The 15,456-nt window shown below is 69.9% G+C and carries 14 protein-coding genes; 10 read left to right on the plus strand and 4 right to left on the minus strand.

Features of this window, described 5'->3' with window-relative positions; translation table 11 throughout:
• Window positions 1-47: 47 nt before the first annotated feature.
• Entirely contained in the window at window positions 48-722 is a 675-nt protein-coding gene (locus ACFY36_RS30195; RefSeq protein ID WP_499749274.1) for a DUF6766 family protein, read from the plus strand.
• Here the strand turns inward: ACFY36_RS30195 and ACFY36_RS30200 are convergent.
• Window positions 719-1,621 (minus strand): GNAT family N-acetyltransferase, encoded by a 903-nt coding sequence (locus ACFY36_RS30200; RefSeq protein ID WP_499749275.1) that lies wholly within the window; start codon window positions 1,619-1,621, stop codon window positions 719-721. The genes ACFY36_RS30195 and ACFY36_RS30200 overlap by 4 nt on opposite strands.
• A gap of 114 nt (window positions 1,622-1,735) precedes the next feature.
• Between ACFY36_RS30200 and ACFY36_RS30205 the strand changes: the two genes are divergently transcribed.
• The 8 genes from ACFY36_RS30205 (at window position 1,736) to ACFY36_RS30240 (ending at window position 11,771) form a co-directional block, all read left to right on the plus strand.
• Complete coding sequence (locus ACFY36_RS30205; protein WP_499749276.1) at window positions 1,736-3,166, plus strand: Hsp70 family protein; 1,431 nt, start codon at window positions 1,736-1,738, stop codon at window positions 3,164-3,166.
• 9 nt (window positions 3,167-3,175) lie between these two features.
• The gene (locus ACFY36_RS30210; protein WP_499749277.1) at window positions 3,176-4,081 is read left to right on the plus strand and encodes a TIGR03619 family F420-dependent LLM class oxidoreductase; all 906 of its coding nucleotides are present in this window, start codon (window positions 3,176-3,178) and stop codon (window positions 4,079-4,081) included.
• Between the two features lie 640 nt (window positions 4,082-4,721).
• Window positions 4,722-5,747 carry an ABC transporter permease gene (locus tag ACFY36_RS30215; protein ID WP_499749278.1) on the plus strand — a complete coding sequence of 342 codons (1,026 nt, stop codon included), beginning with the start codon at window positions 4,722-4,724 and terminating at the stop codon, window positions 5,745-5,747.
• Between the two features lie 31 nt (window positions 5,748-5,778).
• The gene (locus ACFY36_RS30220) at window positions 5,779-7,524 is read left to right on the plus strand and encodes an ABC transporter substrate-binding protein (RefSeq protein WP_499749279.1); all 1,746 of its coding nucleotides are present in this window, start codon (window positions 5,779-5,781) and stop codon (window positions 7,522-7,524) included.
• A 163-nt stretch (window positions 7,525-7,687) separates the two neighbouring features.
• Window positions 7,688-8,665, plus strand: a complete 978-nt coding sequence (locus tag ACFY36_RS30225; protein ID WP_499749280.1) for an ABC transporter permease — start codon at window positions 7,688-7,690, stop codon at window positions 8,663-8,665.
• 46 nt (window positions 8,666-8,711) lie between these two features.
• Window positions 8,712-9,800 carry an ABC transporter ATP-binding protein gene (locus ACFY36_RS30230; RefSeq protein ID WP_499749281.1) on the plus strand — a complete coding sequence of 363 codons (1,089 nt, stop codon included), beginning with the start codon at window positions 8,712-8,714 and terminating at the stop codon, window positions 9,798-9,800.
• 11 nt (window positions 9,801-9,811) lie between these two features.
• A complete protein-coding gene (locus tag ACFY36_RS30235; protein WP_499749282.1) occupies window positions 9,812-10,870 on the plus strand; it encodes an ABC transporter ATP-binding protein in 1,059 nt (352 codons plus the stop codon).
• A 187-nt stretch (window positions 10,871-11,057) separates the two neighbouring features.
• Window positions 11,058-11,771, plus strand: a complete 714-nt coding sequence (locus ACFY36_RS30240; RefSeq protein WP_499749283.1) for a carbohydrate-binding protein — start codon at window positions 11,058-11,060, stop codon at window positions 11,769-11,771.
• A 7-nt stretch (window positions 11,772-11,778) separates the two neighbouring features.
• Here ACFY36_RS30240 and ACFY36_RS30245 read toward each other — a convergent pair whose 3' ends face one another.
• On the minus strand, window positions 11,779-12,180 hold the full coding sequence (locus tag ACFY36_RS30245; protein WP_499749284.1) for an Hsp20/alpha crystallin family protein: 402 nt from the start codon (window positions 12,178-12,180) through the stop codon (window positions 11,779-11,781).
• A 217-nt stretch (window positions 12,181-12,397) separates the two neighbouring features.
• Between ACFY36_RS30245 and dinB the strand changes: the two genes are divergently transcribed.
• Window positions 12,398-13,573, plus strand: a complete 1,176-nt coding sequence (gene dinB, locus ACFY36_RS30250; RefSeq protein ID WP_499749285.1) for a DNA polymerase IV — start codon at window positions 12,398-12,400, stop codon at window positions 13,571-13,573.
• On the opposite strand, the gene ACFY36_RS30255 is transcribed toward dinB, so the two are convergent.
• A complete protein-coding gene (locus tag ACFY36_RS30255) occupies window positions 13,570-14,979 on the minus strand; it encodes a caspase family protein (RefSeq protein WP_499749286.1) in 1,410 nt (469 codons plus the stop codon). The genes dinB and ACFY36_RS30255 overlap by 4 nt on opposite strands.
• Window positions 14,976-15,362: a hypothetical protein gene (locus tag ACFY36_RS30260; RefSeq protein WP_499749287.1), complete on the minus strand. Its 387-nt coding sequence runs from the start codon at window positions 15,360-15,362 to the stop codon at window positions 14,976-14,978. Before ACFY36_RS30260 ends, ACFY36_RS30255 begins: the two co-directional genes overlap by 4 nt.
• Between the last annotated feature and the right edge of the window lie 94 nt (window positions 15,363-15,456).

A 15,456-nucleotide genomic window follows, 5' to 3' on the forward strand; every position in this document is an offset into this window, starting at 1 on the left:
GTCGGGGCCGGCCTGGCGTACGTCATCACGCTCGGGGTGTTGCACCGATGAAGCGGTTCCTGCGGGAGAACGGGATAGGGCTCGTCTTCGGCGTGCTCTTCCTGATCGTGCTGGTCGGGCAGGCCTTCGCCGGGCTGGCCCAGTTCAACGACGCGCAGCGGGCCTCGGGCCTGCCCGACATCGCGTTCTGGCGCTACGTCACCTCGGCCAGCTTCGGCGTCGACGTGGCCGAGAACTGGCAGTCCGAATATCTCCAGTTCTTCCTGTTCATCATCCTGACCGTCTGGCTGCTCCAGAAGGGCTCGCCGGAGTCGAAGTCGCTCGACAAGCCCGGCCGCGAGACCGACAAGGACCAGAAGATCGGTCAGTACGCCACACCCGAGTCACCGAAATGGGCCGGCGTGGGCGGATGGCGCACGACGGTCTTCTCCAACTCGCTCGGCCTGGTGATGGGCCTGATCTTCGTGGGCTCGTGGCTGGCCCAGTCGATCGCCGGCGTCGCCGCCTTCAACGAGGAGCAGCTCAGCGAGCGTCAGGACCCCGTCTCCTGGGGCCGCTATCTGCTCGAGGCCGACTTCTGGAACCGTACGCTCCAGAACTGGCAGTCCGAGCTGCTCGCGGTGGCCTCGATGGCCATCCTCGCCATCTTCCTGCGCCAGCGCGGCTCCTCACAGTCCAAACCGGTCGGCTCCCCGCACGACGCCACCGGCGTTGAGGGTTAGAGGTCCTTGATCAGCTGTTCGGAGACGACGGGCAGGGCCAGCCGGTCGGCGAACTCCTCGGCGCCGTGGCTCGAGGCGGAGACCAGAAGACCGATCTGGGGTACGCCGTGACGCGCGACCGTGGCCTCGGCGGCGGCCACCATCTCGCGGCCCAGACCCTTGCGGCGGTACGGCTCGTCGACCGACAGATAGAGGACGGTGCCGCTGCCGGGGCGCGCCGGTGACGGCTTGGTGATCCAGATCCAGCCGACCGGGCGGCCGTCGGCGATCGCCGTGTGCAGCCCGTCCGGGCCGAGCTCGGCCGCGCGCCGCCGGGCCCGTTCCGGGCGCTCCCGGACGAGCACCATCGGATCGGCCGCGACCAGCTCGTCGAGGCGCCGCTCCTGCTCACCGGGCGTCATCGGCGCGAGGGTCACCGAGCTGGCCGTCTCCGCGGCGGCGCGGGCCCGGATCTGGGTGAGCATGCGATAGCCGAGGCGGCGGTAGAGGCGCCGTGCTCCGGTGTTCCGGCCGAAGACGTGCAACCCGACCCGGCCGACCCCGCGGGCGGCCAGCTCGGTCTCGGCCGCGCGCAGCATGGCGCTGCCGTAGCCGTGCGAGCGGTGCTCCTCGGCCACCTCGATCTCGGAGATCCAGGCCATCGTCTCGAAGGTGGTGCCGGGCAGCGAGAGCCAGAGGAAGCCGACCTCCTCGCCGTTCACCACGCCCTTGCAGAGCAGCTGGTCGGCGGTGTCGACGCCGTCGGGCAGCAGGGAGCGGGTCTGCCGCTCGGACTCGCGGGCCGCCTCCTCACGGGTGAAGCCGTGGTGCTCGGCCAGGGCGTCGGCGAACAGGGCGGTCATGGCCGGCATCCGGCGGTCGAGGTCATCGGCGGTCAGCGGGAGGAGTTCGATCGTCATCTTTGTTGTCCAGCCTTCGTCGGATGTACGACGGATCGATCGCGGTCTGTTCTGTCGGCTCTGTGACCGATGTTAATTTGACGGCCAGGAGCACGACGGTCACAGGGGGCGGCCTTGACCGATGACTCGGGTTTCCACGGCGTGATAGGCATCGACGTCGGCACCAGCTCGTGTGCCGTGTCGGTGTGGGACGGCACCAAGCTCGTCGTGGTGCCGTGCCCCGACGGCACGCCCACCATGCCCGCGGCCGTCGGCCAGGACGGCACCGGCCAGGTGGTGGCCGGGCTGCCCCCGGCGGCCGACCCCGAGACGGTCATCGCCGGCATCAAGCGCCAGCTCGGCAGCGGCGACCGGGTCCGGTTCCGCGGCCGCACCTATCAGCCCCGCGAGATCTGCGCCTTCCTGCTGCTCGAGCTCAAGCGCCAGGCCGAGGTGTTCGTCGGCGGGTCCGTGCACGACGCGGTGATCACTGTGTCGGCCGCGGCCGGCGAGGCCCAGCGCCGCGCCCTGCGCGAGGCGGCCGGCCTGGCCCAGCTGAACGTGCGCCGCCTGGTCGAGGACCCGGTCGCGGCCGCGATGGCGCTGGCCGCCGACGCCCGGCCGGGCATCTACGCCATCTACGACCTGGGCGGCGGCACCTTCGACGCGTCGATCGTGCGGATCGCGCCGGGCACGGTCGAGGTTCTCGGCAGCGCCGGCGACCCCCGGCTCGGCGGCGACGACTTCGACGCGCGGATCGTCGAGTTCACGCTGCGGCAGATCCGCGAGCGGCACCACGTCGATCTCAGCCAGGACGCGAGCATCCGGCGGCGGATCCGCTGGGAGGCCGAGATCCGCAAACGGGAGCTGTCGGTCACCGACACCACCACCCTGGAGCTGCCGCGGCTCACGGCCACGGTCAGCGCCGCCGTGCCGCTGACCCGGCGCGGCTTCGAGGCGATGATCGAGCCGGACGTGCAGCGCTCGCTCGACCTGCTCACCGAGGCGGTGGCGGCCGCGCACGCCGCGCACGGCATCGGCTGGGGCGACATCGACCAGGTGGTGCCGGCCGGCGGCTCGTCGCGGATCCCGATCGTCCGCGAGCGGCTGGCCGGCTATTTCGGCTTCGGCCCGTCCGGTATCCGCGACGACCTCGACCCCGACGAGCTGATCGCCCGGGGCGCCGGCCTGGTGGCCCGCGACTACGAGCCGGCCCAGCTGTTCGAGGGCTCGCCGGTCGGGCTGCTCAGCGCGAGCCTGCGCCTGCGGGCCGAGCTGGCCGGCGCGCCGGTGGTCCCGTCGGCCACCGGCCCGCCCGAGGCGACTGGGCCGCCCGACCTCTCCGGCCCACCGGCCGAGACCCCGGCCGACTTCCGGCCGGCCGCGGTGGCCGCCTATCTCCTGCTGATCTCACCGTCCCCGTCCCCCGACGGCGTCCTCACCCCACTGCGCACCGCCTACCTCGACTTCATCGCGGCCGTGCACGCGGCCGCCCCCGACGCGCGCCTGTCCGAGCTCGGCGAGGCGCTGACCTCCGAATACCGGCGCAGCCAGGCCGCGGGTTAACGTTGCCCGATGTTGATCAGTTGCGGCGCTCCGGTGGCCGGGGCGTGGGCCGATCCGGTGTCGCTGACGGGCTTCGCCCGGCGGGCCGAGGAGCTCGGCTACCACGGGCTCTGGGCCTTCCAGCGGCTGCTGGTCGGCGAGGGGCAGCGGCTCGAACCGGTCTATCACCGCGTGCTCGACCCGCTGCTCGCGCTCACCTGGGCCGCCGCGCACACCACGTCGATCCGGCTCGGCGTCGCGGTGATCAACATTCCGTACGTCTCGCCGGCCTACCTGGCCAAACAGGCGGCCACCCTCGACGTGCTGTCGGGCGGGCGGTTCGACCTGGGCCTCGGCACCGGCTGGTCCGGGCCGGAGTTCACGGCCACCGGCTCCGATCCGCGCCCGCGCGGCGAGCGCATGACCGAATACCTCGAGGTGCTGCGCACCCTCTGGACCGGCGAGGTCGGCTCGTTCGACGGCCGGCACTACCGGGTGCCGCCGAGCGTCATGGCCCCGCGGCCGGTGCAGCCGGGCGGGCCGCCGGTGCTGCTGGGTGGCACGGCCGACGCCGCCCTGCGCCGGGCCGGCCGGGCCGCGGCGGGCTGGGTGAGCAGCAGCCGCGCCAGCTTCGAGCAGATCGCCCGGGGCGCCCAGATCGTGCGGCGGGCCGCCGAGGAGGCCGGGAACGACCCCGGCCGGGTGCGTGTCGTGGTGCGCGGTGTCGTCCGGCCGGGGGAGCGCCACGACGACGTGCCGCTCTCCGGCGACTGGGAGCAGATCCGGGCCGGCGCCGAGCTGTACGAGCGGGCCGGTGTCACCGAGCTCTTCTACGACCTCAACTGGGACCCGGTCATCGGCGCGCCCGGCACGGACCCCCGGGTCGCCGCCGAGCGGGCGGAGGAGATCCTGACGGCCCTGGCGCCGGGGGCCTGACGGCGCGGGTACCTCCCGGAGAGGTCATACCGTCGCGCGATGACGGACATCGAACTCGGTATTGGCCCGCGAATGGCTACCCGATTCGTTATCGGAATGGCCGCCGTCTCCGTATGAGCTTCTTTCCATGGTCTACGCGGCGTGACCCGGGAGCAACGGAGATCACCCGCGATCCCCGTCCCGCTGGCCGGGATCACCGTCGATACGGTCCCGTCTTCACACATGTACCGAAGATCTTGCGCCGCCAGGCCCCGATGGCCGGAGGAATGAACGGCGGCGAAGGCCCAAGATCGACACTCTCGCGAAACTGTCGTGAAACAGCGGTCTGTTGCATCCTGATCGAGAGTTCCATAACTTTGCGCAACAGTACGATTGCCCTCTGGCGTTCCAAATCGGACATAGGAGGCAAAGATGAGTGTCGTTACGGGGGATTTGCCCGCTGGAGTAGCAGTTCTGCCGTACTACCGGTTGGACCGGATGTGACACGGGCCATCCCGGGCTTTCAGCGGGCCGTTATTCATTCGATGCGTCAACTCATTTCCTACGGGCCAGTTCCGAAGTACCTTGCCAACCGCAGCATCCGAATACCTCTCACGCACGGCGCATGTGAGGTGTGTCGTTCGAAGGAGGTGACCGACGCGTGGAACCGCTGATCGAGGAAGCCGAGTTGTCCCGGACACCGGCCTCGACCGATCCCATGACGGCCGCCGCGGGTGATCACGAGAAGAAGGTGACCACCCGTCGCAAGTCCCCGACGCAGATCGCCCTCGCGCGCCTGCGCAAGGACAAGGTGGCGGTGATCTGTGCCAGCATCTTCATCTTCTTCGTGCTCATCGCGATCTTCGCGCCCCTGCTGGCCAAGCTCGAGGGGCAGAGTCCGACCGAGTACCACCAGGACCTGATCGACCAGTACGGCTATCCGACGATCGCGCCCAACGGTGAGCACTGGTTCGGCGTCGAGCCGCGCCTGGGCCGCGACCTGTTCGCGCGCTTCGTCTACGGCGCCCGCCCGTCGCTCATCGTGGCCGGCTCGGTCACGATCATCACGACGGTCATCGGCGTGGTGGTCGGCCTGCTCGCCGGCTTCGTCGGCGGCTGGCTCGACCGGATCATCTCCTGGGTCATCGACTTCGTCCTGAGCCTGCCGTACCTCCTGTTCGCCATCGCCGTCCCGGCCGTGCTGCTGTCGGTGTTCGTCGGCACCTCGGAGGACGTCGCGGCGGACGACGTGGCCTCAGCGCGTTTCTACTCGCTGATCATCGTGCTCTCCTTCTTCGGCTGGGCCAGCCTGGCTCGACTGATCCGTGGCGAGGTGCTCTCCCTGCGTGAGCGGGAGTTCGTCTCCGCGGCCAAGGTGCTCGGCGTGCCGACGCACAAGATTCTCTTCAAAGAGCTGCTGCCCAACCTGGTGGCGCCCATCGTCATCTCGGTCTCGATGGCGCTGCCGACCTACATCGTCACCGAAGCCGGCCTGACCTATCTCGGCGTCGGGCTCACCGAGCCCACACCGTCCTGGGGCCTGACGATCGCCGCAGCACAGAATTTCTACCGGGTCGACCCGCTCTACCTGTGGATCCCGGTAGCGGCCATCACGATCCTCGTGCTCTCGCTGAGCCTGCTCGGCGACTCGATTCGTGACGCATTCGATCCCCGCACCCGACGGTGACGTGGTGACGCCCAGTATGAGAAGAGGAGAAATGGCAAGGCGATTTAACGTTGCCGTGGCGGCCACCGCCGCCGTGGCGCTCGGCCTGGCGGGCTGCAGCAGCCCGTCGTCGAACAACGACTCGTCGAACGGCGGCTCGTCCGACGCGGGCAAGATCACTCAGCAGGCCAACGCGCTCGACCCGAGCGCCAAGGGCCCCGCGAAGGAGATCGAGGGAGCCCGCAAGGGCGGTGTCCTGAACATCCAGGCGCAGACCACGCCGAACACGTTCGACCCGACGGACATCTACTACGTCGACTCGAACGAGATCGGCAAGCTCCTGTTCCGTACGCCGACCCAGTTCGACATCCGTGACGGCAAGCCCACCCTCGTCCCGGACCTCACCGACCTGGGCACCCCGTCGGCCGACAAGCTGACGTGGACCTTCAAGATGCAGCAGGGCATCAAGTACGAGGACGGCACGGACGTCAAGGTCGAGGACCTGGCGTACGCCATCAAGCGGTCCTTCGCCCACGACATCTTCGTCAACGGCCCGACCTACCAGCTGTCCTACTTCAAGGACGGCGACAAGTACAAGGGCCCGTACAAGGACGGCGACACCTACTCCGGTGTGGAGACCCAGGGCACCGACACCCTGATCATCCACCTGAAGACGCCGTTCCAGGACCTGCCGTTCTACATGACCTTCCCGATGTTCACGCCGATCCCCAAGGCGAAGGACACCCGGCAGGACTACAAGAACAAGCCGCTGTCGACCGGCCCCTACAAGTTCAAGTCCTACGCGGCCGGCACCTCGCTGGTCCTGGAGAAGAACACCAACTGGGACGCCAACACCGACCCGGCCCGCCACCAGTACCTGGACGGCTACAACTTCCAGTGGGGTGTCGACGCGGTCAAGTCGCAGACGGCCATCCTGAACAGCAACGGCCAGGACGCCAACGCGATCAACTACGACGTCCTCGACGCCACGCTGATCCCGCAGCTGGCCAGCAAGAAGGCGCAGCTGGTCCAGGGCGAGAGCCCCTGCACGATCGTGTGGCAGCTCGACAGCCGCAAGATCCCGCTGGAGGTCCGTAAGGCGATCGCCAAGGCGTACCCGAACGACCAGATCTGGAAGGCCGCGGGCTACAACGACTACGTCGCCGAGCCGGCCAGCACGGTCATGCCGCCGTCGGTCCCCGGCTACGAGAAGTACACCCCCGTCGCCGACCTGACCGGCACCGGCGCCGGTGACCCGGCCGCCGCCAAGGCTATGCTCGAGGCCGCCGGCAAGGCGAACTTCGAGGTCAGCTGGTACTACGACAACCAGAAGCCGCAGACGCAGCAGATCAGCCAGATCCGCGCCGACGCGCTCACCAAGGCCGGCTTCAAGGTCAAGCCGATCGGTGTCGCCACCGCCGACCTGCGTACCAAGAAGGGCGACTACGACGCCCCGGTCAACATGGGCCAGAGCCCGGCCGGCTGGTGCTCCGACTGGCCCGCCGGTGGTTCGTGGTTCCCGGTCCTCTTCCGCTCGCAGAGCATCGACGAGGGTCAGAGCTGGGGCATGCTGAGCGACCCGGCTCTCGACAAGGAGATCAACGACGTCGCCAACCTCCCGGCCGACCAGTCGACCCCGAAGTGGGCCGCCCTGGACAAGAAGGTCATGGAGCAGTACATCGCGATCCCGACGTACTACGACAAGCTGGCCGTCGTGCAGGGCACCAACGTCGGCACCACCCTCGGCGACCCGACCATGGGCATGCCGCTGTTCGGCTCGATGTACCTCAAGAGCTGACGTAGCACCTGAGCAGTAGGAACTGGTAGTACCCCGGGGTGGTCCGGTCCGCTGATCCGGCGGACGGGACCACCCCGGGCGCAAAATCAAACCCGGCGTTACCGGCGCCGATGAGAGAACACCGGGAAACCCACCCGGCGCCGTGACGAAAGAGGAGCAAGCGGTGCTGCTGTACATCTTGAAACGCGTCCTGAGCGCGATCTCCGTCGTGATCGTGACGCTGGTGGCCAGCTTCGCGTTGTTCTTCCTGGCGCCGACCGACCCCGCCGGCGTCATCTGCGGCCCCCGATGCACGCCCGAGCGCGTCGCCGACATCGAGGCGAGCCTCAGCCTGGACCAGCCGCCGCTGGTGCAGATCGGCCAGTACATGAAGGGCATCGTGGTCGGCCGCGACTACACCGCCGGCGGAACCACCCAGCACTGCGAGGCGCCCTGCCTCGGCTACTCCTACACGCTCGGCCAGCCGGTCACGAAGCTGCTGGCGGCGGCGCTGCCGGTCACCGTCTCGATCGTCGTGGGCGGCGCTGTCGTCTACCTCATCGTGGGCGTCCTGGCCGGAACGATCGCGGCCCAGGTGCGCGGCACGACCCTGGACAAGGCGGTCGTCGGCACGACGCTGTTCGTCCAGTCGATCCCGTACTTCGTGGTCGCCCTGCTGGTCGCCCTGTACGCCACCTTCCTGCCCGACTCGGGCTATCACCCGTTCTTCGACAACCCATTGACCTGGGCCAGCGGACTGCTCGCGGCCTGGCTGTGCGTGGGCCTGACGAACGCGGCGGCGTACACCCGATACTCCCGGGCCTCGATGATCGAGACGCTCGGCCAGGACTTCGTCCGCACCGCGACCTCCAAGGGCATCAGCCGCCGCCGTGTCGTCTACCGGCACGGCCTGCGGGCCGGCCTGACCCCGGTCGTCACGATCTTCGGCATCGACCTCGCGTTCCAGCTCACCGGCGCGATCTTCACCGAGAGCATCTTCGGCCTGCCCGGCCTGGGCCAGCTCACGCTGCGGGCCTTCGGCCAGTACGACCTGCCGGTCCTGCTGGGCGGTGTCCTGGTCGGTTCCGTGGTACTCGTGGTGATGAACCTCGTGGTGGACATCGCGTACACCTTCCTCGACCCCCGGGTCCGGCTCGGATGACCCCGAACCGCCCCCTCTCCCCACCCCGCAGCACGAAGGCGGCAGTATGAGCGACCAGACGATCCCGGGACCGACCACGGTGACCCGGGGTGCCCGCACCCCCGGGACGAACGAGGAGCCCTACCTGGAGGTCAGCGACCTCCACGTGCAGTTCCCGACGGCCGACGGACTGGTCAAGGCCGTACAGGGCCTGAGCTACTCGGTCCCGCTGCGCCGCACGCTGGCCATCGTCGGCGAGTCCGGCTCCGGCAAGAGCGTCTCCAGCATGGCCGTGCTCGGCCTGCACGACCGCCGCGTCGCCCGGATCACCGGCTCGATCAAGGTCGGCGGCCGCGAAGTGGTCGGCATGTCCGACAAGGAGCTGGAGAAATACCGCGGCGGTGACGCCTCGATGATCTTCCAGGACCCGCAGTCCTCGCTCCACCCGTACTTCACCATCGGCGACCAGATCATGGAGTCGTACCGGGCGCACCACAGCGTCAGCAAGCGCCAGGCCAAGGACCGCGCGATCGACATGCTGGGCCGGGTCGGCATCCCCAACCCGCGCCGCCGCGTCGACCAATATCCGCACGAGTTCTCCGGCGGCATGCGCCAGCGCGCGATGATCGCCATGGCGCTGGTGAACGACCCGAAGCTGCTGATCGCCGACGAGCCGACCACGGCGCTCGACGTGACCGTGCAGGCGCAGATCCTCGACCTCATCGCCGACCTCCAGCGCGACTTCGGCTCCGCGGTCGTCTTCATCACCCACGACCTCGGCGTCGTGGCCGAGGTGGCCGACGACATCCTGGTCATGTACGCGGGCACGGCCGTCGAGCACGGCCCGGTCAACAAGATCCTGGGCGAGCCGCTGCACCCGTACTCGTGGGGTCTGCTGGAGAGCATCCCGGCGCTGACCGGTGAGCCGGCCCCGCTGCACCCGATCCCCGGCTCCCCGCCGAGCCTGCTCGCGGTGCCCAGCGGCTGCCCGTTCCACCCGCGGTGCGAGTTCAAGGACCGGGTGCCGGACGACCTGTGCCGCACGCTCAAGCCCGAGCTGATCTCGCGCACGGCCGACCTGGGCCGCACCTCGCGGTGCCACCTGAAAGACCCCGACAAGGTCTTCGAGACCGACGTCCTGCCCCGGCTGCCTTAGGAACCGTCACCATGACCACTGCCACCACCACCGAGAAGTCCGGCGTCAAGTCGGTTCCGGGTGCGCCGCTGCTCGAGCTCGACAACGTCAAGATGCACTTCAAGACCAAGGGCGACGGCCTGCTGTCGCGCGGCACGAAGTGGGTCCAGGCCGTCGACGGGGTCAACCTGACCCTCAAGCCCGGTGAGACGCTGGGCCTGGTCGGCGAGTCCGGCTGCGGCAAGTCGACGACGGCCCGGCTGATCACCCGGCTGCTCGAGCCGACCGCCGGCGAGATCCGCTACCAGGGCGTCGACATCGCCCACATGAACGAGCGGAAGCTGCGCCCCTACCGGCGCGAGATCCAGCTGATCTTCCAGGACCCGTACTCCTCGCTGAACCCGCGGCACACCGTCGGCACGATCGTCGGCACGGCGCTGCGCACGCACGACATGGTCGACAAGAAGGGCGAGCTGGCCCGGGTGCAGGAGCTGCTCGAGCTGGTCGGCCTCAACCCGGAGCACTACAACCGCTACCCGCACGAGTTCTCCGGCGGCCAGCGCCAGCGCATCGGCATCGCCCGCGCGCTGGCGGCCCGCCCGAAGATCATCGTGGCCGACGAGCCGGTGTCGGCCCTCGACGTGTCGATCCAGGCCCAGGTGATGAACCTGCTGGAGAACCTCCGCAAGGAGCTCGGCATCGCGTTCGTCTTCATCGCCCACGACCTCGGCGTGGTGCGGCACTTCTGCGACCGGGTGGCGGTCATGTACCTCGGCCGGGTGGTCGAGGAGGCGCCACGCAACGAGCTGTACGAGGCGCCCCAGCACCCGTACACCCAGGCGCTGCTCTCAGCGGTGCCGGACATCGCCGTGGTCCGGGGCGTGCCGCCGAAGAACCGCATCCGCCTGGTCGGCGACGTGCCGAGCCCGGTCGACCCGCCGTCGGGCTGCCGTTTCCGCACCCGCTGCTGGAAGGCACAGGACATCTGCGCCACGAACGACCCGGCCCTGGAGGAGAAGGCCCCGTCCCAGCACGTGGCCTGCCACTTCGCCGAGCCCCCGGCCGAGTCGATCATCGCCGAGGCGGTCTGAGCAGTTGTCCGTCCCACCGTCCTACCCGCCGTCCTCCCCGCCGCCCTTCCCGCCGGAAATGTCCGGTGTGGGGCGACCGTCGTGGGGAGGGCCGGGCGCTGGAAGCTTCCCGCCGGAAATGTCCGGTGCAGGGCTGCCCGCGCGGGGAGGGGCGGGCGCTGAAAGCTTCCCGCCGGAAATGTCCGGCATGAGGTCGGCGTCGCGGGGAGGGCCGGGTTCTGAGGGCTTTCCGCCGGCGGGGCCCGGTGTTGAGGGCTCGGCCGGTAGCGGTGGCAGCCGGGTTTACCGCACGCGGGCGCATCGATGGCGGCAGCGCACGCTCTTCGCGCTGGCGGCGTTCGGGCTGCTGCTGGTCGGCTATCTGATCGGGCGCTGGCAGGACTCGTCGGCGCCGGCTGTTGCTTTGCCGCCTGTGCCGTCAGCTTCGGCGGACAGGGCGGGCGAGGCGTCGGAGGCGGCCGAGGAGCCCGCGCCGACCACCAGCCCGCCGCCGGTGCCGACGGTCTATCCGACTCTTCAGGCCGAGGCGGCCGACGAGAAGGTGGGGATCGAAGCCCAGGACACCGAGGATCAGGGTGGTGGGCAGAACGTCGGCTGGATCGCCAACGGGGACCGGCTACGGTTCGACGACTTCAACTTCGGTGAGGTGCCGGCGACCAAGGTGGACGTTCGGGTCGCCACCGACGCGGCCGACGGCGGGCGCATGGAGATCCGGCTGGACAGCCCGGACGGGCCGGTGATCGGCACGATGCGGGTGACCCGCACCGGTGGGTGGCAGACCTGGCGTACGGACGAAGTGACCCTCACGCCGACCACCGGGCGGCACACCGTCCACCTGGTGTTCGCCCGGGACGACGGCAGCGAGTTCCTCAACGTCAACTGGCTGCTGTTCGGGCACTGAAAGGCCCTCAGACGGCGGTGACCGCCACCTTGCGCGGCTGCGCCTTCTCGGCCACCGGGATGTCCAGGATCAGGACGCCCTGCTCGTAGCGGGCCTCGAGCCGGTCGGTGTCCAGCGTGTCGGAGAGGAACACCTGACGGCTCACGGGGCCGGCCGGGCGCTCGGCGACGATCACGTCGGCGTCCTCGCCGTCGGCGCGGCGCTTGCGCTCGGCGCGGACGGTCAGCACGTTGTGGTCGACGGTGATGTCGATGCCGGCCGGGTCGACGCCGGGCAGGTCGATGTCGATGAAGAAGTGGTCGTCGATGCGGTAGGCATCGAGGCGCGCGCCGGAGCTGCGGGTAGCAGTGTCGAACACGCGAGCGGTGAGCCGGTCCAGGTCACGAACCGTCGCGCTACTGAGCAACATTGGTGGTTCCTCCAGCGGAACTCTCATAAAGGTTGAGCGTTGTGCGCTCAAGTCTGAATGCGACAACAGAGATTCTCGTCGCGGAATTCCCCGAGGAACATGACCGGCGTCACGATCGGACGTAAAGCTTCGTTACATTCCGTTGTCCATCCGAAGAAAACCAACGAATATCGACACCCTGCGTGACGTATTCGAACAGGTGTTCTATGCTCTCGGCGTGGCCATCCTGCACGCCGACCTCGACGCCTTCTACGCGTCGGTCGAGCAGCGCGACGACCCGGCCCTGCGCGGCCGGCCGGTCCTGGTCGGCGGGGGCGTGGTCCTGGCGGCCAGCTACGAGGCCAAGGCCAGAGGCGTCCGTACGCCGATGGGTGTGGCCCAGGCGCGGGCGCTGTGCCCCGGCGCCGTCGTCGTGCCGCCGCGCATGAGCGCCTACTCGGCGGCCAGCAAGGCCGTCTTCGAGATCTTCCGTGACACCACCCCGCTGGTCGAGGGCATCTCCATCGACGAGGCGTTCCTCGACGTGAGCGGGCTCCTGCGGGTCAGCGGCACCCCGCGCGAGATCGCCGGCCGCCTGCGGGCCGAGGTCCGCGAGCGGGTCGGCCTGCCCATCACGGTCGGCATCGCGGGCACCAAGTTCCTGGCCAAGGTGGCCAGCGCCGTCGGCAAGCCGGACGGGCTGCTCGAGGTGCCGGCCGGCGGCGAGCTGGCCTTCCTGCACCCGCTGCCGGTCGAGCGGCTCTGGGGTGTCGGCCCGGTCACCTCGGCCAAGCTGCGTGAGCGCCACATCGACACGGTCGGTCATGTGGCCCGGGTCGGCGAGGCGGCCCTGGTCTCCCTGCTCGGCGCGGGCGCGGGCCGCCATCTGCACGCGCTGGCCCACAACCGGGACCCCCGGCGGGTACGGGTCGGTCACCGCCGCGGCTCCATCGGGGCGCAGTGCGCGCTGGGCCGCCGGCCGCGCCCGTTCACCGAGATCGAGGCGACCCTCGACGCGCTGGTCGACCGGGTCGCCCGCCGCATGCGGGGCGCCCGGCGGGCCGGCCGCACCATCACGCTGCGCCTGCGCTTCGACGACTTCGGCCGGGCCACGCGATCGCGCTCGCTGCTCAAGGCCACCATGCAGACCCGCACCATCGCCGGCACGGCCCGGCAGCTGCTGGCCGAGGCCCGGCCGCTGATCGACACCCGCGGCCTGACCCTGGTCGGCGTGGCCGTGAGCAACCTCGACGGCGACGGCCACGTGCAGCCGTCGCTGTTCGACGACACGGACGACGACGGTCTCGACCTGGCCATGGACGCGATCCGCGACCGCTTCGGCTCGTCGTCGCTGACCCGGGCCGCCACCATCGGCCGCCAGCTGGGCCCGTCTGTGCCGATCCTTCCCGACTAAGCGGCGGTGATCCGCGCCGTGCAGTACTGGTTCCACAAGTAGACCTTGTCGCTGCCGCCGGGCCGCAGCGTCAGCGGGCCGCCGCCCTCGGGAACCGTGCCGAAATCGAGCTGCCCGCCGGTCGCCGCGTCGTGCAGCGTGAAGTCGCAGCTCTTGTTGCCGTGGAAGTCGATCACCTCGATCGCGACCGGCCCGGAGACGTCGAACGCGTCGGTGTCGCCCAGCGTGCTCTGCACGAAGGGGACAGCGGCGTGGCCGGCTCCGGACTGGAGGGTGGTCAGGCAGCCCGGGTCGTTCACCGACCAGTTGAAGGTGCCGTCGCGCTGGATCTGGAACGCCATCGGGGCGTAGACGGCCGTCGGCAACGCGATCGGCTGGCCGCTGTCGTTGTGGACCATGGTGACCGTGCAGCCCACGTCGTTGCCCTGGATGTTGTCGCGGATCAGGAGCCGCCAGGGCGCCGCCGCCTCGAAGTTGCCGGCGGGCAAGGGGCCGTCCTGGGCGTACGACGCCGGATCGTCCGAATCGTTCAGCAGCAGCGCGGTCACGGCGGCGGCGGTGACGAGCACGGCCACTCCGGCCGCGTACACCCAGCGGCGGCGGCCGCTCGGCTTCGACGGCTCGGCCGGGGCGGCGGCCGGCGGGCGCACCTCCGGGATCGGGCGGCGGCTCCTGGCGACGTACAACTCGCCCTGCATCTCGATGTCGCGGCTGGGCGTCTGATGCGGCGTGCGCTCGCGGACGCGGTCGAAGACGTAGTCGTAGAGCTCGTTCAGGGACACCCAGCCGTCCTGGTCGCGGTCGGCCTCACCGGTGGCCAGGCCCTCCACGAGCGCCGACGTGAAGACCGACGGGCGGCTCTGGTTGTCGGCGAGCTGGTCGCCCTCGAAGGCGTACTCCATGGCGCTGGAAGCGGTGATGACCGCCCGCCCCCGGCTGCCGCCCGGGAAGTTGTCGAGCACGTCGACGTCGCCGGCCGCGCGTACCCGCACGCCCCGGCTGAACGCGCCGCCGTAGCAGCAGTCAAGCAGCAACACGACACTGCGCGACCGGCTCGCCCGCATGCAGCGCTGCACGAAGTCGGCCGAGACGGCGGTCGAACCGAGCCGGTTGGGCCGGGTGTTCGTGGTCGCGAAGAACAACTCACCCGACTCGCCCTTGAGCCCGTGACACGAGAAATGCAGCAACAGGACGTCGTCGGGGCGGCTGTCGGCGAACAGGTCCTCGATCCGCTCCTGGATCACGTAGGCCGGTTCGTTGCTCACGACCCGTACATCGAAATCTCCGATGTTGGGGTCTCCCAGAACGTCGGCGAGAGCGGAGGCGTCGGCGGCCGGCGCGAGCAGACGGCGGAAACCCTCGTGCTCGTACGTGTCGTTGGCGACGATCAGGGCTTTGCGGCTCATGTCTCGCCCCGGTGCTTGTGCACGAAAAGGTCGATGAGCCGCTGCTGCTCGGCCTCGCTCGCCTCGGAGATCTCCAGCACGTCGCCGCCCAGCTCGAGCCGCACGGTCCGGCGGGTGCCGTCGCCGCGCCCCAGCCAGCCGCGCACCACCGAGACGACCTCCTTGAGACCGGTGGCCGAGTTGCCGAGCATGACCAGCAGGGCGCCCACCGCGCCCACGTCGATGGCCCGGGCGCCGGCCGGCGGCGCCTCGGCCGAGGTGAGCCGGCGCACGTCGTCCACGTCGAGGAGCCCGATCTGGTCACGGACCTGGCCGGTGAGCAGGTCGAGCCGTTCCGCGTCGGCGCCCTCCTCGGCCAGGTAGAGCCGCAGGTCGTCAGTCAAGGCGTCCACCTCCCTCAGACCAAGATGCACCCCAGGTGTGCGGCTGGGAACCGTCCGAAAGTCGACCCCGAGAGGCGTATCTCCGGCGCGGCTA

The sequence above is a fragment of the Actinoplanes sp. NPDC000266 genome, assembly GCF_042899005.1.
Lineage (GTDB): Bacteria > Actinomycetota > Actinomycetes > Mycobacteriales > Micromonosporaceae > Actinoplanes.